This window comes from Pseudomonas sp. JS3066 (assembly GCF_036328175.1).
Classification (GTDB): Bacteria; Pseudomonadota; Gammaproteobacteria; order Pseudomonadales; family Pseudomonadaceae; genus Metapseudomonas.
Genome location: NZ_CP143312.1, coordinates 3,491,168 through 3,511,080, shown reverse-complemented (window position 1 = coordinate 3,511,080; position 19,913 = coordinate 3,491,168). Strand labels below are relative to the sequence as shown.

The following is a 19,913-nucleotide window of genomic DNA, read 5'->3' as shown; positions in this document are numbered from 1 at the left end:
TCTATATGGGAGTCAGGGAATCTGTACGCCTTCGGCGAGCAGCATGTCCACGAGTCGAATCAGAGGCAGTCCGACGAGGCTGGTGGCGTCCGGGCCTTCAGTCGCACGGAACAGGCTGACGCCAAGTCCTTCTGCCTTGAAGCTGCCGGCGCAGTCATAGGGTTGTTCGGCTTCCAGGTAGCGGCCGATGCGTGCGGCGTCCAGCTCGCGGAAATGCACGGTGAAGGGCACGCAGTCCACGTGGAAGTGGCCGGTAGCGCTGTTCATCAGGGCCAGGCCGGTCAGGAAGCTGACGCTGGTGCCGCTGGCTGCCAGCAGTTGGTCGCGAGCGCGTTCAAAATTGTGAGGCTTGCCGAGTATCTGGTCGCCTAGCACTGCGACCTGGTCGGAGCCGATGATCAGATGGTTGGGGTTCTGGCTGGCAAGAGCCTTGGTCTTTTCAAGTGCCAGTCGGCGTACGAGCTGTTCGGCGGATTCGTCGGTCTTGCGGCTTTCGTCGATGGCGGGTGCGCCCCAGGTAAAAGGCAGGCGCAGGCGTTCGAGTAGTTCGCGTCTATAAGGTGAGCTGGATGCAAGCACCAGGGGCAGCATGGCGATCTCCGGTCGTAGAGGCGGGAAATTCTATAGAGGCCCGTCGCACGTGGACAATGCGGAATTTCTTTTGACAGGGCAGGGGCTCGTCCCTAGAATGTCGCGCCTATGTTGAATGGGCCGATTCCACCTCATGTAGATCCGCGAAAGCTTGCGGACCGCGAAGTCACTCTTGAGGGTGACATTGCGCTCGCCAGTCTGGAGCGACTCTGCGATCCCCTAGCGGACAACGCGGGCAGCATCCATGCGAGCCTCGCGTTCGCTCGTGAAGAGCGTCGCGCTGTCGTTATCCATAGCCGGATTGACGTCGAGGTCAAGATGGTTTGCCAGCGTTGTCTAGAGCTGGTCACCCTGAACATCCATAGCGAGTGTGATTACGCCGTGGTGAGGGAGGGGGCGGACAGTCAGTCGCTGCCGAAGGGCTATGACGTGCTGGAAGTGGGTGAGGATCCATTGGATCTGATGACTCTGGTCGAGGATGAGCTGTTGCTCGCCCTGCCCATAGTTCCGGCCCATGACCCTGAAGATTGCCAGCAGCCGGCGGGCGCCAACGAGCCCGAGCCGAGCAAGGACGAGGTTCCGCGGTCCAACCCGTTCAGCGTACTGGCGCAGTTAAAGCGTGACCCAAACGTTTAGGAGTTAATTGATTATGGCTGTTCAGCAGAACAAAAAATCCCGCTCGGCACGCGACATGCGTCGTTCCCACGACGCCCTCGAAGCCAACGCCCTGTCCGTAGAGAAGAGCACTGGTGAAGTTCACCTGCGCCACCACGTTTCCCCGGACGGTTTCTACCGTGGTCGCAAAGTGATCGACAAGGGCGCTGCCGAGTAATCCTTGGCCGCCTCGATCATCGCGATTGATGCAATGGGCGGGGACTACGGTCCCCGCTGCATTGTTCCAGCCAGCGTCGCCTGTCTGGCTGAATTCCCCTCGCTTCACTTGGTTCTCGTCGGCCAAGCCCCCCTTCTACAAGAGCTCGTTGCCCGCATTCCTGCGGCCGATCGCCTGCGCCTGCAAATCGAGCATGCCAGTGAAGTGATCGCCATGGATGAGCGCCCTGCACAAGCCTTGCGCGGCAAGCCTGACTCTTCGATGCGTGTGGCCCTCGATCTTGTGCGCAATGGTCGGGCTCAGGCCTGCGTCAGTGCAGGCAATACCGGTGCTCTGATGGCGTTGTCGCGCTACGTGCTGAAGACTTTGCCTGGAATCGATCGGCCGGCCATGGTTAGCGCCATTCCTACGGCGCGGGGCCACTGCCATCTGCTCGACCTGGGTGCCAATGTCGACTGCAGCGCCGAGCATCTCTATCAATTCGCCGTGATGGGTGCGGTTGCAGCTGAGGCCCTCGGTACTCCTCGTCCGCGTGTCGCGCTACTGAATGTCGGCACCGAGGACATCAAGGGCAACCAGCAAGTGAAGCTGGCGGCGAACCTGCTGCAGCAAGCCGAAGGCCTCAACTACATCGGATACATCGAGGGCGATGGTCTCTATCGTGGTGAAGCTGACGTGGTGGTTTGTGACGGCTTCGTCGGCAACATTCTGCTCAAGTCCAGCGAGGGTTTGGCCTCGATGATTTCCACTCGGATGGAAGCATTGTTCAGCGAGAGCCTCGGTTCGCGCATGGTGGGCGCGCTGGCCCTGCCATTGCTGCGTCGCCTTCGTACCGATTTGACCCCTGCGCGCCATAATGGAGCAAGCTTCCTGGGGCTGCAGGGTATCGTTATCAAGAGTCACGGTTCGGCTGGCTCGGAAGGCTTTCAGAGCGCCATTCGTCGCGCGATGATCGAGGTCCGTGAGAATCTGCCGCAGCGCCTCCACGGCCGACTGGAACATCTGTTGCTGTAGGATGTGACCGCTACCGGCAGCCTGTCATCCAAATGTCAGTTTCGTGCGCTTGGCTATGCCAGGCGTCAATCTCCCTATACCGCCAGATAAGGGACCTCAATCAATGTCCGCATCCCTCGCTTTCGTATTTCCCGGTCAGGGCTCCCAGTCTCTGGGCATGCTGGCCGAGCAGGGGGGCCAGCAGAAGCTGGTCCTGGATACCTTCGCCGAAGCCTCCGAGGCGCTCGGTTATGACCTCTGGGCGTTGACCCAGCAAGGTCCGGAAGAGCAGCTCAACCAGACCGACAAGACTCAGCCGGCCATTCTCACTGCGTCCATCGCCCTATGGCGTCTGTGGCTGTCTGAGGGTGGTGCGCGCCCAGCGTACGTCGCCGGCCACAGCCTCGGTGAATACTCCGCGCTCGTGGCTGCCGGCAGCCTGGGCTTCGCCGATGCGGTGAAACTTGTGGAGCGTCGTGGTCAGCTGATGCAGCAGGCCGTTCCGGCAGGGCAGGGCGGCATGGCCGCCATCCTGGGTCTGGAAGATGCCGACGTGCTGGCCGCATGTGTGGAAGCTGCCCAGGGCGAAGTGGTCAGTGCAGTGAACTTCAATGCGCCCGGCCAGGTGGTGATCGCCGGTGCCGCTGCCGCTGTCGAGCGCGCCATCGAGGCCTGCAAGGCTCGTGGAGCCAAGCGCGCCATGGCTCTGCCGGTTAGCGTGCCATCTCATTGCGCACTGATGAAGCCGGCTGCCGAGCGCTTTGCCGAGTCCGTCGACGCGCTGGCCTGGCAGGCTCCGCAAATTCCGCTGGTGCAGAACGTCAGTGCCGCCGTGGTGGCTGATCTCGGCGAACTCAAGCGCGACCTGTTGGCCCAGCTCTACAGCCCGGTTCGTTGGGTCGAGTCGATGGTCAGTCTGTCCGAGCGCGGCGTTACCGATCTGATCGAATGCGGTCCGGGCAAAGTGCTGTCAGGCCTGAACAAGCGCTGTGTGAAGGGTGTCAACACCCACAATCTGGATACCCCTGATGCTTTCGCAGCCGCCCGTGCTGCGCTGGCCTGAACAAGGAGAAGACCTATGAGTCTGCAAGGTAAGGTGGCATTGGTCACCGGTGCGAGCCGCGGCATTGGCCAGGCTATCGCCCTCGAACTGGGCCGTCAGGGCGCCGTGGTGATCGGCACTGCGACTTCCTCTTCCGGTGCCGAGCGTATCGCCGAATTCCTCAAGGACAACGGAATCGAAGGTGCCGGTCTGGTTCTGGACGTCAGCAATGATGAGTCGGTCGCCAGTACCCTGGAGCACATCCAGCAGCACCTGGGGCAGCCGCTGATCCTGGTGAACAACGCCGGCATCACCCGTGACAACCTGATGCTGCGTATGAAAGACGACGAATGGTTCGACGTCATCAACACCAACCTCAACAGCCTGTATCGCCTGTCCAAGGCCGTCCTGCGTGGCATGACCAAGGCTCGCTGGGGGCGCATCATCAACATTGGCTCGGTGGTAGGCGCCATGGGCAATGCCGGCCAGACCAACTACGCAGCCGCCAAGGCTGGCCTGGAAGGTTTCAGTCGCGCCCTGGCGCGTGAAGTCGGTTCCCGTGCGATCACCGTCAATGCGGTAGCTCCTGGTTTCATCGACACCGACATGACCCGTGAGTTGCCGGAAGCCCAGCGCGATGCGCTGCTGACCCAGATCCCGTTGGGTCGCCTGGGCCAGGCCGAAGAGATCGCCAAGGTGGTGGGATTCCTCGCTTCCGACGGCGCTGCCTATGTCACCGGTGCTACCGTTCCGGTCAATGGCGGTATGTACATGAGCTGAATGTGACGAATCCCTTCAGGAAGATGTCATATGGGCTGTCTAGAATTCGCTATATAAGTGCAGTCGGGTTATAGACATTTCGTTGCGGCGATCCTGAAGGGGTTCAGGCGTTCTGCTTGAAATGCGGAAAACCCTTTCTATACACTGCAGCCCCAGCTGCACGGATTTTTCCATAGGAGTGAAAACAAGGTATGAGCACCATCGAAGAACGCGTCAAGAAAATCGTCGCCGAGCAACTGGGCGTCAAAGAAGACGAAGTCACCAACAGCGCTTCCTTCGTTGAAGACCTGGGCGCCGATTCCCTTGACACCGTTGAGCTGGTGATGGCTCTGGAAGAGGAATTCGAGACCGAGATCCCGGACGAGCAAGCCGAGAAGATCACCACCGTTCAGGAAGCCATCGACTACATCAACGCCCACGCGCAGTAATGTAGTCGTCGGTTCCCCGACGCGGAAAAGCCGCACGACCCGATTGGGCGTGCGGCTTTTCTTTAAGCCGATTGTTGAAAATCTGCGGTTTGCGCGTTACTTGCCGGGCTTTTCAACAGTCTGTTTATCCGAATCAACCGCCGTGTAGAGATTGAAGAAGGAGATCGCTGTGTCGCGTAGACGCGTCGTGGTCACTGGCCTTGGCATGCTGTCGCCGCTGGGTACCGATGTATCGAGCACCTGGCAGGGAATTCTGGCTGGCCGCAGTGGCATTGGCCTTATCGAACATATGGATCTGTCCGCCTATTCCACTCGCTTCGGTGGTTCGGTCAAGGGGTTCAATGTCGAGGAGTACCTGTCGGCCAAAGAGGCGCGCAAGCTCGACCTGTTCATCCAGTACGGTCTTGCCGCGAGCTTCCAGGCCGTGCGTGACTCCGGTCTCGAAGTTACCGATGCCAATCGTGAGCGTATTGGCGTGGCCATGGGCTCCGGGATTGGCGGCCTGACGAACATCGAGAACAACTGCAAATCCCTGCATGAGCAAGGACCGCGCCGTATCTCGCCGTTCTTCGTGCCGGGTTCGATCATCAACATGGTGTCCGGTTTCTTGTCGATCCACCTGGGTATCCAGGGGCCGAACTACGCCATTGCCACCGCCTGTACGACTGGCACCCACTGCATCGGCATGGCCGCACGTAACATCGCCTACGGCGAGGCGGACGTGATGGTCGCAGGTGGTTCTGAAATGGCTGCCTGTGGCCTGGGTCTGGGTGGTTTCGGCGCAGCTCGCGCGCTGTCGACTCGCAACGACGACCCGACCCGTGCCAGCCGTCCCTGGGACAAAGGGCGCGACGGTTTCGTGCTTTCCGACGGCGCCGGTGCGCTAGTGCTTGAAGAGTTGGAGCATGCGAAGGCCCGTGGTGCGACTATCTACGCCGAGCTGATCGGCTTCGGGATGAGTGGCGACGCTTATCACATGACTTCGCCGCCGGAAGATGGCGCCGGTGCTGCACGTTGCATGAGCAACGCCCTGCGCGATGCTGGCTTGAATGCCGATCAGGTGCAGTACGTGAACGCCCACGGTACCTCGACTCCGGCCGGTGACGTGGCCGAAGCCATGGCGCTCAAGTCGGTGTTCGGTGAGCATGCCTACAAGCTGGCAGTCAGTTCCACCAAGTCCATGACTGGCCATTTGCTGGGTGCGGCCGGTGCCGTGGAAGCGATCTTCAGTATCCTCGCTTTGCGCGATCAGGTGGCGCCGCCGACTATCAACCTGGACGAGCCGGACGAAGGTTGCGACCTCGACTTCGTGCCACACGAAGCGCGGTCCATGCCCATCGATGTCGTTCTCTCCAACTCCTTCGGCTTTGGTGGCACCAACGGTTCCCTGGTGTTCCGCCGGTTCGCGGGCTGATGCCGAATTGGGTTGACGGCCACCCAGCCGAATCGCTGTCCATCAAGGATCGCGGTCTGGCCTACGGCGATGGGCTATTCGAGACCATCGCCGTGCGTGGCGGTCGCCCTCCGCTTCTCGAGTACCACATGGCGCGGCTCGCTGACGGCTGCCGACGCCTGCGTATTCCTCTTGACCTGCAGTTGATGCGCACGGAGTTGATGACCTTCTCGGCCGGGTTGGGCGAAGGCGTCGCCAAACTGATAGTCACTCGTGGCGAGGGTTTGCGTGGCTATGCTCCGCCGCCTGTAGCCTTGCCCCGGCGGATTCTGCAGAGTGCTGCCTTTCCGGCTTACCCTGCGGGCAATGCGGAGCAGGGGGTCCGGCTCTTTCCCTGCGCCACTCGTCTTGCCGAGCAGCCTCTGCTGGCTGGCCTCAAGCACCTCAACCGGCTGGAGCAGGTCTTGGCCCGTGCCGAGTGGCAGGATGCTCAGCACGCCGAAGGCTTGATGCGCGACCTGTCTGGTCGTGTGATCGAAGGTGTGTTCAGTAACCTTTTCATGGTGCGTAAAGGCGCGCTCGTCACCGCTGATCTCTCTCGTTGTGGGGTCGCGGGTGTCATGCGAGCTGCACTACTGGACAGCGCCAAGGCCGAAGGCCTCCAGGCCGAAGTGCGGGATGTTGACTACGACGAGTTTCTCCAAGCGGATGAGGTTTTCCTCTGCAACAGCCTTTTCGGTATCTGGCCGGTGCGTTCTGTAACAGCGCATCACTGGCCGGTCGGGCCGCTGACCCGTAAACTTCAGGCCATCGCCCGCGATCTACTGGATATCTGATACGTGATACGCAAATTCCTGCTGATGCTGGAAGCAGGCCTGCTCCTTGCTGGTCTGCTGGTAGCCTTTGCCGGCTGGCAGCAGCGCGTCACCCTCGAGCAACCCCTGAACATCTCCGCCGAGCGGATGCTGGAAGTACCAACTGGAGCCACGCCCGGTGGCCTGCTCAACCGGCTGGAAGCGGAAGGGGTTCTTAACAATGCGTTCTGGCTACGCCAATACTGGCGCTTCAATCTAGCCAACGAGTCCCTGCACAGTGGCGAGTATCGACTGACGCCGGGAATGCGCGCCGCCGACCTGCTGGCACTGTGGCAACAAGGTGATGTGGTGCAGTACAGCCTGACGCTGGTGGAAGGCTGGAACTTCCGTCAGGTCCGTGCGGCCTTGGCCAAACAGGCCAAGCTGGAGCAAACGCTGGTCGATGTCAGTGACGCTGAAGTTATGGCTCGACTCGGGCGCCCCGGCGAGTACCCGGAAGGCCGCTTTTTCCCTGATACCTATCGTTACGTGCGCGGCACCCGCGACATCGACCTGCTGAAACAGGCGCGGGATCGTCTCGACCAGGTGCTCGCCGAGGAGTGGAGCAAGCGGGCGGACCGATTGCCCTATAACGACCCCTACCAGGCGCTGATCATGGCGTCCCTGGTGGAGAAGGAAACCGGCGTTCCCACTGAGCGCGGGCAGATTGCCGGCGTGTTCGTGCGCCGCCTGAACAGCGGCATGCTGCTGCAGACCGACCCGACTGTCATCTATGGCCTGGGCGAGCGCTACAACGGCAACCTGACCCGCGACCACCTGCGCGAGGCGACGCCTTACAACACCTATGTCATCAGCGGTCTGCCGCCAACCCCCATTGCTCTCGCCGGGCGTGAAGCCATTCATGCCGCGCTGCATCCCGCGGCAGGAAAGAGCCTCTATTTCGTCGCCCGAGGCGATGGTAGCCATGTATTCTCCGAGACCCTGGGCGAGCACAACCAGGCCGTGCGTGACTTCCAAATGAAGCGCCGCAGCGACTACCGCTCCAGCCCGACCCCGCAATGAATAAGGACACCCAGTGAGCGGTCTGTTCATCACATTGGAAGGCCCGGAAGGCGCCGGAAAAAGCACCAATCGCGAGTATCTTGCAGAGCGCCTGCGCAGCCATGGCGTTGAGGTCGTACTGACTCGTGAGCCAGGTGGTACGCCGCTTGCTGAGCGTATCCGCGAACTCTTGCTGACCCCCAGCGAAGAAGCCATGGGCGTCGACACCGAACTGCTGCTGGTGTTCGCGGCTCGTGCCCAGCATCTGGAAGGTTTGATCAAGCCGGCTCTGGCGCGTGGTGCGGTGGTGCTCTGCGACCGTTTCACCGATGCTACCTATGCCTATCAGGGCGGTGGTCGTGGCCTGTCCAGTGAGCGTATCGCCTTGCTGGAAAACTTCGTCCAGGGTGACCTGCGTCCGGACCTGACTCTGGTTTTCGACCTGCCGGTGGAAATCGGCTTGAGCAGGGCTGCCGCCCGTGGCCGCCTGGATCGTTTCGAGCAGGAACAGCGCAGCTTCTTCGAAGCCGTTCGGCAAACCTACCTGCAGCGCGCTCAGGCCGCTGCGGAGCGGTACAAGGTAGTCGACGCGTCGCTGTCGCTGGCGGAAGTCCAGGCCAACCTCGATAAGTTGCTTCCCGATTTGCTGGTGCGCTGCAATGGCTGACGCCTATCCCTGGCAAACAGCGATCTGGCAGCAGTTGGCAGGCCGTCCGCGTCATGCCCACGCCTATCTGCTGCATGGACCATCCGGTATTGGCAAGCGCGCCCTAGCCGAGCGCCTGATGGCGCGCCTCCTGTGCCAGAGCCCTGCCGGGCTCGACGCATGCGGCCAATGCAAGGCTTGCATGCTGCTGGCGGCCAGTACACATCCTGACGCGTTCGTACTCGAACCGGAGGAAGCGGACAAGGCGATCCGCGTTGACCAGGTTCGCGAGCTGGTGGGATTCGTTGTCCAGACCGCGCAGCTAGGTGGGCGCAAGGTGGTGCTGGTGGAGCCGGCCGAGTCGATGAACCTCAACGCCTCCAATGCACTGCTCAAAAGCCTGGAGGAACCCTCCGGCGATACCGTTCTACTGTTGATCAGCCACCAGCCCAGCCGATTGCTGCCGACCATCAAGAGCCGATGCGTACAGCAGGCCTGCCCATTGCCCAGTGAGGCGCAGAGCCTGGCTTGGCTGGATTCGGCATTGCCTGATGCGCCACCGGAGGAATTGAGGGAGCTGCTGGTGCTTGCCGGTGGCTCTCCGCTTTCGGCGCTACGTCTGGAAGGGCAAGGTGTACGTTCCCAGCGTGCCGAAGTTGTGGATGGGGTGAAGAAGCTGCTCAAGCACCAGCTGGGTGCCAGCCAATTGGCAGAAGGCTGGAACGCTGTGCCTTTACCGCTGTTGTTCGACTGGTTTTGCGATTGGGCGCAACTGATGCTGCGCTACCAGCTCACTCGTGACGAAGCGGGGCTTGGGCTCAACGATATGCGCAAGGTGGTTCAGTACCTGGCGGACAAGGCCCCACAACAGAAGGTCTTGGCGATGCAGGACTGGCTGCTGCAACAACGTCAGAAAGTCCTCAACAAGGCCAACCTCAACCGTGTCTTGCTTCTCGAAGCTCTTCTGGTCCAGTGGGCAAGCCTACCCGGGCCGGGCTAGAATCGGTGGCTGAACCAGCTTGTCAGGAAAACCGTATGAGCCTGCCGCCGAACCTGGGCCCGCGTAACGGGATTCTGTCCTTGACCATCAAGGACAAGTCCGTGCTGTATGCCGCCTACATGCCATTCATCAAGAACGGTGGCCTGTTCATTCCGACCAACAAGACCTACAAGCTCGGCGATGAAGTATTCATGCTGCTCAACCTGATGGATGAGCAGGAGAAGATTCCAGTCGCTGGCAAAGTGGTCTGGATCACTCCCAAGGGCGCCCAGGGCAACCGCGCAGCGGGCATTGGCGTCCAGTTCAATGATGGCGACAGTGGCGCGCGCAACAAGATCGAGACCTATCTCGCCGGCGCACTCAAGTCCGACCGTCCCACCCATACGATGTAACCGGCCGCCGGGCCCGGGCTGAAAGCGACAGGCTTGAAGCTTGGCGCCTGCGCCTGGAGCCTGACCATGCTGATCGACTCCCATTGCCATCTGGACCGCCTCGATCTGGGCGCTCACGGTGGATCCCTTGACGCCGCTCTCGACGCCGCCCGTGCCCGTGGTGTCTCTCAGTTCCTCTGCATCGGGGTGAGTGCCGACAACGCCGCCGCCGTGAAGTCCGTGGCCGAGCGCTACGATGACGTGCATTGCTCGGTTGGTGTTCACCCTCTTGATTTGCAGCCCGGCGACTCCCCGGCGCTGGAGTGGTTGCTGGGCGAGCTGGAGCACCCGCGGGTCGTGGCTATCGGCGAGACAGGCCTGGATTATCACTACGAACCCGACGCCGCCGAGCTTCAGCAGCAAGCTTTCCGTCTGCATCTGGAGGCCGCGAAAGTCACCGGCAAACCAGTGATTGTGCACACTCGCGAAGCTCGCGCCGATACCCTTGCGCTATTGCGTGAGGCGGCGCTGCCGCAGGCTGGCGTGTTGCATTGCTTTACCGAAGATTGGGACATGGCGCGTGCCGCACTGGATCTCGGCTTCTACATTTCTCTGTCTGGTATCGTCACCTTCCGCAATGCCAGCGCGTTGCGAGAAGTTGCGCTTCAGGTCCCGGCGGATCGCCTGCTGGTGGAAACTGATTCGCCTTATCTCGCGCCCGTGCCATACCGTGGCAAGCCCAATCTGCCGGAATACGTACGTGAGGTGGCGGAGTTTCTGGCTGACTTGCGCGGGGTTCCATTCGAAACATTCGCAGAGCAGACCAGCGAAAACTATCTGCGTCTGTTCCCTCTCGCACGGCGTGGTTGAAAGGCTTCTGGAAGACGGTCGGAAAAAGTCGCGCACAAAAAAAACCCGGGTTCTGGGGGATGAATCCGGGTCAAGACCATTAGGAGTAAAACAAAGGAACGCGATCCACGGTTCCTCGACTGGCTGGGCACTTGGGGGGAGATGCCGCACGCCAGTAAGAGAAGTATCGGTCAATATCCCCATGCGTCCAGACAGCACGGTGGCGTTTCTTAAACCTATTTGGAATACACCGGGACCGGCTGAGTCCTCATGCGTCTGCCATCTGGCGTAAGAGCGCAAGCGTCTCGTCTATTACACGAGGTTCGGTGTAAAAGTGCGGCGAGAAACGGATTCCACCTCCACGCTGGGCGCAGACCACCTGCTCGGCGCGGAGCCGTTCGAACAGCCTCTGGTTGTCCCAGCCGTCCAGGCGGAAACTGAGGATGCCCGCGCGGCGCATTGGGTTCAGTGGGCTCAACAGCTGCGTGCCGGGGATATTCGCCAATCCGTCCTGCAACCATTGCACGCGCTCGGCAATCGCCACAGCAACCTGCTCCATGCCTACCTCTTCCAGCAACGACAGACTCGCTTCCAGCGCCATCGCGCCGAGCATGTTGGGACTACCACACTCGAAACGTCGCGCGGTGCGGGACGGCTCCCAGTCGACGCGCTCGTAGTCACCGGGATGCTCAAGCATGTGCCAGCCGTACTCATGGAGCTTCAGTTGTTCACGTAGATCGCTACGGCAATAGAAAACCCCGAGTCCTTCAGGTCCGAGCATCCACTTGTGACCGTCGGCCATGGCGAAGGCGCAATCAATGGCCTGGACGTCGAAGGGCAGGGCACCCAACTGCTGGATGGCGTCGACGCAGAAAAGCACGCCATGCCGGCGGCATTCATGGCCGAGTCGGTGCAGATTCAGGCGGAGTCCGCTGGCGTATTGCACGGCGCTTATCGAGAGCAGCCTGGTGCGCGGGCCGCATGCGGCGAGCAGCGCGCCTTCTGGATCGGCTCCTTCCAGCGACACCTGGACGGTTTCCACGCCGTAGCGTTTCAGGGCTTCCCAGACGACGCGGTTGGAAGGGAACTCCTGATCACTGATGACGACCTGATCACCCGCTGCCCAGTCCAGACCAAAGGCAACGAAAGACAGCGCTTCCGATGTATTCTTGACCAGTGCAAGATCAGCCGTGGTCGGTGAGTTCAATAGTCTGACCAGGCGTTCTCGGAGGCGACGCTCCACGGTGAGCCAGTCCGGATAATCCCTTGCACCGAGTCGCCAGTTCTCTTCGGCAAAGCTCTGGACCGCACGAGTCGCGCGTTTGGGCCAGGGCGCAACCGCAGCATGGTTGAGATAGCGGAGCCCATCGGCGTGGGCAAACTCATCTTGCAATAAGCTCATAGTCGGATGATCCGTGCATTTTTACGCCAGATAGGCATAATACGCGGCTTGATTTTTGACCCCACAGTCCCTTTATGCAGAAAGAACCCCGTAAAGTCCGTGAGTTCCGCCGCCGCGAGCAGGAAATTCTCGACACCGCCCTCAAGCTCTTCCTGGAAGAGGGTGAAGACAGCGTTACCGTCGAGATGATCGCTGACGCAGTGGGTATCGGCAAAGGCACCATCTACAAGCACTTCAAGTCCAAGGCAGAAATCTATCTGCGCTTGATGCTCGACTACGAGCGTGACCTGAATGCGTTGTTCCATTCGGCAGACGTGGATCGCGACAAGGAAGCGCTGTCGCGCGCCTACTTCGAGTTCCGCATGCGCGACCCTCAGCGCTATCGCTTGTTCGACCGCCTTGAAGAAAAGGTGGTGAAGAACAGCCAGGTGCCGGAGATGGTCGAGCAGCTGCACAAGATCCGCGCGTCCAACTTCGAGCGCCTGACTCTGCTGATCAAGGGCCGCATCGCCGAAGGTAAACTGGAAGACGTACCGCCGTACTTCCACTATTGCGCCGCCTGGGCCTTGGTGCATGGCGCCGTCGCGCTCTACCACTCGCCGTTCTGGAGCAATGTCCTGGAGGATCAGGAAGGCTTCTTCCAGTTCCTGATGGACATCGGCGTACGCATGGGCAACAAGCGCAAGCGCGAAAGCGAGTCGCCCGCCGGCTGACGCATTCAGAGCGCCTATAACGCGGTCCCGGATATGTGCCGGGCCAACCGCAGGGATATACTCCGGTGTACCAAATGCCGGAGCGTCCCATGATCGTCGACCGCCAAGGCAGGCGTTTCCGCAATCTGCGAATCAGCCTGACCGCCGCCTGTAATTACGCCTGTACCTATTGCGTGCCGGACGGCAAGAGGCTGGTAGCCGCTCAGGATGAGCTATCGGCCGAGGCTATGGTGCGCGGCGTGGCTTATCTCATCGAGGCGGCTGGCATCGAGCGTCTGCGTATCACAGGCGGCGAGCCGCTTGTCAGTCCCAAGCTCGATCCTTTCCTCCGCGCAGTCAGCAAACTCGGTCTTGAAGACATAAGCCTGACCAGCAACGGCCAACTGTTGTCCCGCAAGCTACCCCTGCTGCTCGATTGCGGGATACGCCGTCTGAACATCTCCCTCGATACCCTCGACGCTGGCGCGTTTCGTGAAATCGCCCGTGGCGGCGACCTGGCCACAGTTCTCCGTGGGCTCGACGAGGCGAAGGCGGCGGGTCTGAAGATCAAGATCAACATGGTCCCCCTGCGTGGCAAGAACCTTGATCAGGTATTGCCGCTGCTGGACTATTGCCTGGAGCGGGGCTTCGAACTTCGTTTCATCGAGCTGATGCGCATGGGCCACCTGGCCCGCGACCCCAACGGTTTCCATCAGCAGTTCGTCGGCCTGGAAGAGCTGCTGGCATTGATCCGAACTTCCCACGAGTTCGTTCAGGCCAGCGCGCCGTTGGATGCCACTGCCCTGCGTTATCGGGTGCCGGGCGAGGGCCATTTCGGTGTGATCGCCAACGAGAGCGTACCCTTCTGCCGGACTTGCTCGCGTCTGCGTCTGTCCTCTACTGGTTGGCTGCACGGCTGCCTGTCGTCGAGCAATCGTCATTACGTCGGCGATCTGCTGGAGAAGCCTCGTCACGAAGCGCTGCCTGCTTTGCAGCGGTTGCTGGTCAAGGCGCTGGCCGACAAGCAGGACCTTGCGTTCTCTGGTGGCGTCACAGTGATGAAGATCATTGGCGGTTGATGGCGCGGAAGCTGCATTGGTTCTCCATCTGTCGGTTTTACGTCGCCGGCACCTGGAGGACACACGATGCGTAGCATGATTCTGTTGCTGGCGATTCTCGGCCTGGCGGGCTGCATGAAGGTCAGTGACATGGCGGAAGGCACCCGCGAACAGTTGAGTGATGCCGGATTTCTGGACCACAGCGAAACCCGTCGCGCCAGTCCCTGGCGCCTGCAGGCGGACTCCTTCATCTACATCGCCCAGGGCTACTTCGTCCCTCCCGGTTCCGCCTATCCGCGACCCAATGTGGTCGCTGAAGAGGCCTTCAACGGTTTCGTCGAGTATTTCCCCATGGTGCGTCGTGCCAAAGGCCCTGCCGGTCTGGAAGAGGCTATGGGCCAGGCGCGTGCCGTAGGGGCGCATTATTTGCTGTACGCGCGATTCGCCAGAGCCGACGATCGCATCGGTACCGTCGAAGAGTGGGAAGACGAGGAAGCGCTGGATCGGCTCGGCCGCGACCGAGGCGTGATCCAACTGATGCTGATCGAGACCAATACACGCTATCTGGTGGATACTGCCCGAATCCGCAATCGTGGCGGTTTTCTGACGTTTTACGACGAGAAACCCGAAGACCTGATCGGGGCACCGTTGGAGGAGTATGCTCGCAGCCTGATCGGTCTCAGTCGTTGAGGAGTTTGAAATGAACGATCCCGGCAAAGCCGGTGACTTGCTGGCGCAGATACCCCTGGGCGACAAACCGGGCGGTGCGCCCGTTCATCTGTGGAACCCGCCGTTTTGCGGTGATATCGACATGCGCATCGCTCGCGATGGCACCTGGTACTACCTGGGCACGCCCATCGGACGCAAGCCTATGGTAAAGCTGTTCTCCAGCGTGATCCGCAGGGATGGCGAGGGCTACTTCCTGGTCACTCCGGTAGAGAAGGTTGGCATTAAGGTCGATGACGCACCTTTTGTTGCGGTCGAGTTGAGGGTAGAGGGGGCGGGGCAAGAGCAAAAGCTGCGCTTCGTCACCAACGTTGACGACGAGGTAGTAGCCGGTGCTGTCCATCCGCTACGCGTCGAGCTCGACCCGCAAACCCAAGAACCGTCTCCCTATGTCCTTGTACGGACAAACCTGGAAGCGCTGATCCATCGCAACGTCTTCTACGAGTTGGTGGATCTGGCCGAGCCGCGCGAGATCGATGGCATCACTTGGCTGGGCGTCTGGAGTGGTGGGGAATTCTTCTCCATCGGGCCATTGCCGGATTAGGCGGAAGACGGAAATGAAAAAGGCTCCCTAAGGAGCCTTTTTCGTGCCTGCTTACATGTTGGGGTAGTTCGGGCCGCCGGTACCTTCCGGTGCAACCCAGGTGATGTTCTGGGCCGGGTCCTTGATATCGCAGGTTTTGCAGTGGACGCAGTTCTGGGCGTTGATCTGGAAGCGCTTGGCGCCGTCGTCCTGAGTCACGACTTCGTACACGCCGGCCGGGCAGTAGCGCTGCGCCGGTTCGTCGTACAGCGGAAGGTTCTTGGCGATCGGGATGCTCGCGTCGGCCAGCTTAAGGTGGCAGGGTTGTTCCTCTTCGTGGTTGGTGTTGGAGAGGAATACCGAGCTGAGCTTGTCGAAGCTGATTTTGCCGTCCGGCTTCGGATACTCGATGCGCTTGGACTCTGCGGCCGGCTTCAGGCAGGCGTAGTCGGGCTTGTTGTCGCGCAGGGTTACCGGGATCTTGCCGCCGAACCAGTTCTGGTCGATGTAGTTGAAGGCACCGCCCGCCAGTGCGCCGAACTTGTGGATCGCAGCACCGAAGTTACGGCTGCGGAACAGCTCGTCATACAGCCAGCTGGACTTGAAGCTATCGACGTAGCCGGTGAGCTCGTCACCACCTTCCTTGCCGGCGGCCAGTGCAGCAGCAACGGCCTCGGCGGCCAACATGCCCGATTTCATAGCGGTATGGCTGCCCTTGATCTTGGCGAAGTTCAGGGTGCCGAGGTCGCAGCCGATCAGGGCGCCGCCCGGGAAGACCATCTTCGGCAGCGAGTTCAAGCCACCTTTGCAAATGGCACGGGCGCCATAGGCAACGCGCTTGCCGCCTTCCAGGTACTGCTTGATGACCGGGTGATGCTTGTAGCGCTGGAACTCGTCGAACGGCGAGAGGAAGGGGTTACTGTAGGACAGGTCGATGATCAGACCCACTACGACCTGGTTGTTTTCCAGGTGATAGAGGAAGGAACCGCCCGGGTTCTCGTCATTCAGCGGCCAGCCAGCGGTGTGAACTACCAGGCCGGGCTGGTGCTTGGCCGGGTCGATGTCCCAGATTTCCTTGATGCCGATACCGTAGTGCTGGGCGTCGGCTTCGGAGTCCAGGTTGTACTTCTTGATCAATTGCTTGCCGATGTGGCCACGGCAGCCTTCGGCGAACAAGGTGTACTTCGCGCGCAGTTCCATGCCAGGGGTGTAGTAACCCTCTTTCGGATGCCCTTCGCGGTCCACGCCGAGATCGCCGGTGATGATGCCGCGAACGACACCGTTCTCGTCGATCAACGCTTCCTGGGCGGCAAAGCCCGGGTAGATCTCCACGCCCAGGCCTTCAGCCTGTTGGGCCAGCCAACGGCAGAGATTGCCCAGGGAAATGATATAGTTGCCCTCGTTGTGCATGGTCTTGGGCACGAAGAGGCCGGGAACCTTGATCGCGGACTCGGCATCCTTGAGCATATAGATGTCGTCCCGGGCTACCGGGGTGTTCAGCGGAGCGCCCAGGTCTTTCCAGTCAGGGAAGAGTTCGTTCAGGGCTCGCGGTTCGAATACGGCGCCAGAGAGGATGTGGGCGCCGACTTCGGAACCCTTCTCGACCACGCATACGCTGATCTCTTGACCAGCTTCCGCGGCCTTCTGCTTCAGTCGGCACGCGGCGGACAGGCCAGCGGGGCCGGCGCCGACGATGACGACGTCGAATTCCATGTATTCGCGTTCCACAGTCAATCTCCTCAAGGCTCTTCGATATTTTGTGTTGGAGGGCTAGGCTCGATCCCTGACCTGAGCCGGCGCATTATATCCAGCACCTAAGGCTGGTCCAATACAAACGTTTGTTTGAATTTTGTGAAGCCCTGATAGGATAAGGCTCTGCGCCTTATGACGGGGCATTTTGCTGTATTGACCCGAATAGGCGATCCGGTCAAGATACGGGCGGTTTTGCGCTCGCTGTCTGGGCTGACGTCGGTTCCGGCCGACCTGCATCACTGGCCAGGCTCGTCTTGGCGACATTCTTATTAACCGGAGAGTAACGAGGAATCCATGAAGGTTCTTGTAGCTGTCAAACGAGTGGTCGACTACAACGTCAAGGTCCGCGTCAAGGCGGACAACTCCGGCGTCGACCTCGCCAACGTGAAGATGTCGATGAACCCCTTCTGCGAAATTGCCGTAGAAGAAGCCGTCCGTCTGAAAGAAAAAGGCGTAGCGAGTGAAATCGTCGTCGTCACCATCGGCCCGAACACCGCTCAAGAGCAGCTGCGTACTGCCCTGGCCCTGGGCGCTGACCGCGCCATCCTGGTCGAGTCCGCCGACGAGCTGAACTCCCTGGCAGTCGCCAAGCTGCTGAAGGCCGTGGTCGAGAAAGAGCAGCCGCAGCTGGTCATCCTCGGCAAGCAGGCCATCGACAGCGACAACAACCAGACCGGCCAGATGCTCGGCGCCCTGACTGGCTATGCCCAGGGCACCTTCGCTTCCAAGGTCGAGCTGGCGGGCGACAAGGTCAACGTCACCCGTGAGATCGACGGCGGTCTGCAGACCGTTGCGCTGAACCTGCCGGCGATCGTCACCACCGACCTGCGCCTGAACGAGCCGCGCTACGCGTCGCTGCCGAACATCATGAAAGCCAAGAAGAAGCCGCTGGACGTGGTTACCCCGGATGCCCTGGGTGTTTCCACTGCCTCCACCGTGAAGACCCTGAAGGTTGAAGCCCCGGCCGCCCGCCAGGCGGGTATCAAGGTCAAGTCCGTGGCTGAACTGGTCGAGAAACTGAAGAACGAAGCGAAGGTGATCTGAGATGGCAATCCTGGTAATCGCTGAACACAACAACAGCGCGCTGGCCGCCGCCACCCTCAACACCGTGACCGCCGCTCAGAAGATCGGTGGTGATATCCACGTTCTGGTCGCTGGCCAGGGCGTCGGTGCTGCTGCAGAAGCTGCCGCCAAGGTTGCTGGCGTATCCAAGGTGCTGGTCGCCGACAACGCCGCCTACGCTCACCAGCTGCCGGAGAACGTCGCTCCGCTGATCGCCGAGTTGGGCAAGGGCTACAGCCACGTGCTGGCACCCGCCACTACCAACGGCAAGAACTACCTGCCGCGCGTGGCGGCTCTGCTGGACGTCGACCAGATCTCCGAGATCATCGCCGTTGAAAGCGCCGACACCTTCAAGCGTCCGATCTACGCCGGCAACGCCATCGCCACCGTGCAATCCAGCGCGGCCGTGAAAGTGATCACCGTGCGTACCACCGGTTTCGACGCCGCTGCCGCTGAAGGCGGTTCCGCTGCCGTTGAAGCCGTGGGCACTGTTTCCGACGCCGGCAAGTCCGCCTTCGTCGGTGAAGAGCTGGCCAAGTCCGATCGTCCGGAACTGACCGCTGCCAAGATCGTCGTTTCCGGCGGCCGTGGCATGCAGAACGGCGACAACTTCAAGCACCTGTATGCCCTGGCCGACAAGCTGGGCGCTGCCGTGGGTGCCTCCCGTGCCGCCGTCGACGCCGGTTTCGTACCGAACGACATGCAGGTCGGCCAGACCGGCAAGATCGTCGCGCCGCAGCTGTACATCGCCGTCGGCATCTCCGGTGCCATCCAGCACCTGGCGGGCATGAAGGACTCCAAGGTCATCGTCGCGATCAACAAGGACGAAGAAGCCCCGATCTTCCAGGTGGCTGACTACGGCCTGGTGGCGGACCTGTTCGAAGCCGTACCGGAACTGGAAAAGCTGCTGTAATAGCGCTTCCCGGCCTGCCGTACAAAAAACCCGCTCTTCGGAGCGGGTTTTTTATTGCCGTTTAACGGCGGCTGGCGTCGAGGAAGGCCTGGTAGTGCCGGGCAGTTTCTTCCGGGCGCTCGAGCATGGGAGCGTGTCCGCAGTCCCGCATGATTACCACTGTTGGTTTTTTCAGCAGTGGTTTCATTACCTCGATGCTGGATACATCCAGCACGCGGTCGCGATCTCCCCAGAGCAGCAGGGTAGGGGCCTCGATTCGCGACAGCTCAGGCTCCAGTGGGATATAGCGCTCCCGGAGCTGGCGGAAGACTTCGTTGTAGTGCGCCTCGTTAGCCATGGATTGTTCGGCGAGGTAGGTCTTCACTGACTCGGGAAGGGGCGGCGGCTCGACGAAGACGAAATCCAGCAAGTGCTGGAAGTCATCGGCATTGCGCACTATCAGGGGATTGGACTGGCCGCCTTCGATCAGGCGAAACAGTTCGCTCTTGTTCGGGGCCGTGATCCCGCCATTGTCGAACAACCCCAGGCTGCGCACCTGCTGCGGGTAGCGTGCTGCGAAGATCCCGGCGATATGGCCGCCCATGGAGTTGCCTACCAGGTGCACTTTGCCCAACTCCAGTACCTTGATGAAGGACTCCAGGCGCTCGGCCTGGGTGCCGACATCGTAGCTGCCGGCAGGACGGTCGCTGTCACCGAAGCCAGGCAGGTCAAGCGCGATGACGTGGTAGCGCTCGGTAAAATGGCGGGCGAAGCGCAGCCAGTTGTCCTTGCTGGCGCCGAACCCGTGGATCATCACGATGGTTTCGCCCTTGGTCGGGCCGCCCTCGTAGTAATGGATGCTAAGATCGCCCAGCGCGATCTGGCGCTCCGACAAACCGGCAAGTTGGCGCTCAACGAGGCGCACGCTGGCGGTGAGCGCCATGGGAGAGAAGTAGAGGGTTGTCGCCGCAGCCGCTAGCAAGATGATGACTGCGATGATGAGTTTCTTCATGGCCTGCCCTTAT

At 60.9% G+C, this 19,913-nt stretch carries 23 protein-coding genes; 19 read left to right on the top strand and 4 right to left on the bottom strand.

Going from position 1 to position 19,913, the window contains the following annotated elements:
- Nucleotides 1–12: 12 nt before the first annotated feature.
- On the bottom strand, nt 13–591 hold the full coding sequence (locus SA496_RS16650; RefSeq protein WP_120650102.1) for a Maf family protein: 579 nt from the start codon (nt 589–591) through the stop codon (nt 13–15).
- Nucleotides 592–699: 108 nt separating this feature from the next.
- Between SA496_RS16650 and SA496_RS16645 the strand changes: the two genes are divergently transcribed.
- The 13 genes from SA496_RS16645 to SA496_RS16585 all read left to right on the top strand — a co-directional run bounded on the left by SA496_RS16645 (nt 700) and on the right by SA496_RS16585 (nt 10,802).
- Complete coding sequence (locus SA496_RS16645; protein WP_120650103.1) at nt 700–1,227, top strand: YceD family protein; 528 nt, start codon at nt 700–702, stop codon at nt 1,225–1,227.
- A 13-nt stretch (nt 1,228–1,240) separates the two neighbouring features.
- Nucleotides 1,241–1,423, top strand: a complete 183-nt coding sequence (gene rpmF / locus SA496_RS16640) for a 50S ribosomal protein L32 (protein WP_044870244.1) — start codon at nt 1,241–1,243, stop codon at nt 1,421–1,423.
- 3 nt (nt 1,424–1,426) lie between these two features.
- Complete coding sequence (gene plsX, locus SA496_RS16635) at nt 1,427–2,437, top strand: phosphate acyltransferase PlsX (RefSeq protein ID WP_120650104.1); 1,011 nt, start codon at nt 1,427–1,429, stop codon at nt 2,435–2,437.
- A 103-nt stretch (nt 2,438–2,540) separates the two neighbouring features.
- Nucleotides 2,541–3,479 (top strand): ACP S-malonyltransferase, encoded by a 939-nt coding sequence (fabD, locus tag SA496_RS16630; RefSeq protein ID WP_120650105.1) that lies wholly within the window; start codon nt 2,541–2,543, stop codon nt 3,477–3,479.
- Between the two features lie 15 nt (nt 3,480–3,494).
- Nucleotides 3,495–4,238, top strand: coding sequence for a 3-oxoacyl-ACP reductase FabG (gene fabG, locus SA496_RS16625; protein ID WP_120650106.1), 744 nt, complete (start codon nt 3,495–3,497; stop codon nt 4,236–4,238).
- A gap of 191 nt (nt 4,239–4,429) precedes the next feature.
- Nucleotides 4,430–4,666 (top strand): acyl carrier protein, encoded by a 237-nt coding sequence (acpP, locus tag SA496_RS16620; protein WP_016493661.1) that lies wholly within the window; start codon nt 4,430–4,432, stop codon nt 4,664–4,666.
- A gap of 169 nt (nt 4,667–4,835) precedes the next feature.
- Nucleotides 4,836–6,080, top strand: coding sequence for a beta-ketoacyl-ACP synthase II (gene fabF / locus SA496_RS16615; RefSeq protein WP_120650107.1), 1,245 nt, complete (start codon nt 4,836–4,838; stop codon nt 6,078–6,080).
- Nucleotides 6,080–6,895 carry an aminodeoxychorismate lyase gene (gene pabC / locus SA496_RS16610; RefSeq protein ID WP_120650109.1) on the top strand — a complete coding sequence of 272 codons (816 nt, stop codon included), beginning with the start codon at nt 6,080–6,082 and terminating at the stop codon, nt 6,893–6,895. The genes fabF and pabC overlap by 1 nt, the downstream gene beginning before the upstream one ends.
- A gap of 3 nt (nt 6,896–6,898) precedes the next feature.
- A complete protein-coding gene (gene mltG, locus SA496_RS16605) occupies nt 6,899–7,936 on the top strand; it encodes an endolytic transglycosylase MltG (RefSeq protein ID WP_174235566.1) in 1,038 nt (345 codons plus the stop codon).
- Nucleotides 7,937–7,949: 13 nt separating this feature from the next.
- Nucleotides 7,950–8,582 carry a dTMP kinase gene (tmk, locus tag SA496_RS16600; protein ID WP_330114156.1) on the top strand — a complete coding sequence of 211 codons (633 nt, stop codon included), beginning with the start codon at nt 7,950–7,952 and terminating at the stop codon, nt 8,580–8,582.
- Complete coding sequence (locus SA496_RS16595; protein WP_330114155.1) at nt 8,575–9,561, top strand: DNA polymerase III subunit delta'; 987 nt, start codon at nt 8,575–8,577, stop codon at nt 9,559–9,561. The genes tmk and SA496_RS16595 overlap by 8 nt, the downstream gene beginning before the upstream one ends.
- 35 nt (nt 9,562–9,596) lie before the next feature.
- Complete coding sequence (locus SA496_RS16590; protein WP_028627861.1) at nt 9,597–9,953, top strand: PilZ domain-containing protein; 357 nt, start codon at nt 9,597–9,599, stop codon at nt 9,951–9,953.
- Nucleotides 9,954–10,019: 66 nt separating this feature from the next.
- Entirely contained in the window at nt 10,020–10,802 is a 783-nt protein-coding gene (locus tag SA496_RS16585; RefSeq protein ID WP_153917522.1) for a TatD family hydrolase, read from the top strand.
- 247 nt (nt 10,803–11,049) lie between these two features.
- On the opposite strand, the gene SA496_RS16580 is transcribed toward SA496_RS16585, so the two are convergent.
- Complete coding sequence (locus SA496_RS16580) at nt 11,050–12,183, bottom strand: aminotransferase class V-fold PLP-dependent enzyme (protein WP_120650116.1); 1,134 nt, start codon at nt 12,181–12,183, stop codon at nt 11,050–11,052.
- A gap of 74 nt (nt 12,184–12,257) precedes the next feature.
- Between SA496_RS16580 and SA496_RS16575 the strand changes: the two genes are divergently transcribed.
- The 4 genes from SA496_RS16575 (at nt 12,258) to SA496_RS16560 (ending at nt 15,203) form a co-directional block, all read left to right on the top strand.
- Nucleotides 12,258–12,896 (top strand): TetR/AcrR family transcriptional regulator, encoded by a 639-nt coding sequence (locus SA496_RS16575; RefSeq protein WP_004422328.1) that lies wholly within the window; start codon nt 12,258–12,260, stop codon nt 12,894–12,896.
- 89 nt (nt 12,897–12,985) lie between these two features.
- Entirely contained in the window at nt 12,986–13,954 is a 969-nt protein-coding gene (locus SA496_RS16570) for a GTP 3',8-cyclase MoaA (RefSeq protein WP_330114154.1), read from the top strand.
- A 66-nt stretch (nt 13,955–14,020) separates the two neighbouring features.
- Nucleotides 14,021–14,623, top strand: coding sequence for a DUF4823 domain-containing protein (locus SA496_RS16565; RefSeq protein ID WP_120650120.1), 603 nt, complete (start codon nt 14,021–14,023; stop codon nt 14,621–14,623).
- A 10-nt stretch (nt 14,624–14,633) separates the two neighbouring features.
- Nucleotides 14,634–15,203: a DUF1285 domain-containing protein gene (locus SA496_RS16560; RefSeq protein WP_153917518.1), complete on the top strand. Its 570-nt coding sequence runs from the start codon at nt 14,634–14,636 to the stop codon at nt 15,201–15,203.
- 51 nt (nt 15,204–15,254) lie between these two features.
- Here the strand turns inward: SA496_RS16560 and SA496_RS16555 are convergent, their stop codons facing one another.
- The gene (locus SA496_RS16555; RefSeq protein ID WP_120650123.1) at nt 15,255–16,910 is read right to left on the bottom strand and encodes an electron transfer flavoprotein-ubiquinone oxidoreductase; all 1,656 of its coding nucleotides are present in this window, start codon (nt 16,908–16,910) and stop codon (nt 15,255–15,257) included.
- Between the two features lie 318 nt (nt 16,911–17,228).
- Here SA496_RS16555 and SA496_RS16550 point away from each other — a divergent pair, with 318 nt between their 5' ends.
- Entirely contained in the window at nt 17,229–17,978 is a 750-nt protein-coding gene (locus SA496_RS16550) for an electron transfer flavoprotein subunit beta/FixA family protein (RefSeq protein ID WP_120650125.1), read from the top strand.
- A 1-nt stretch (nt 17,979) separates the two neighbouring features.
- The gene (locus tag SA496_RS16545; RefSeq protein WP_330114153.1) at nt 17,980–18,909 is read left to right on the top strand and encodes an electron transfer flavoprotein subunit alpha/FixB family protein; all 930 of its coding nucleotides are present in this window, start codon (nt 17,980–17,982) and stop codon (nt 18,907–18,909) included.
- Nucleotides 18,910–18,970: 61 nt separating this feature from the next.
- On the opposite strand, the gene SA496_RS16540 is transcribed toward SA496_RS16545, so the two are convergent.
- Nucleotides 18,971–19,900, bottom strand: a complete 930-nt coding sequence (locus tag SA496_RS16540; RefSeq protein WP_120650128.1) for an alpha/beta fold hydrolase — start codon at nt 19,898–19,900, stop codon at nt 18,971–18,973.
- Nucleotides 19,901–19,913 lie beyond the last annotated feature (13 nt).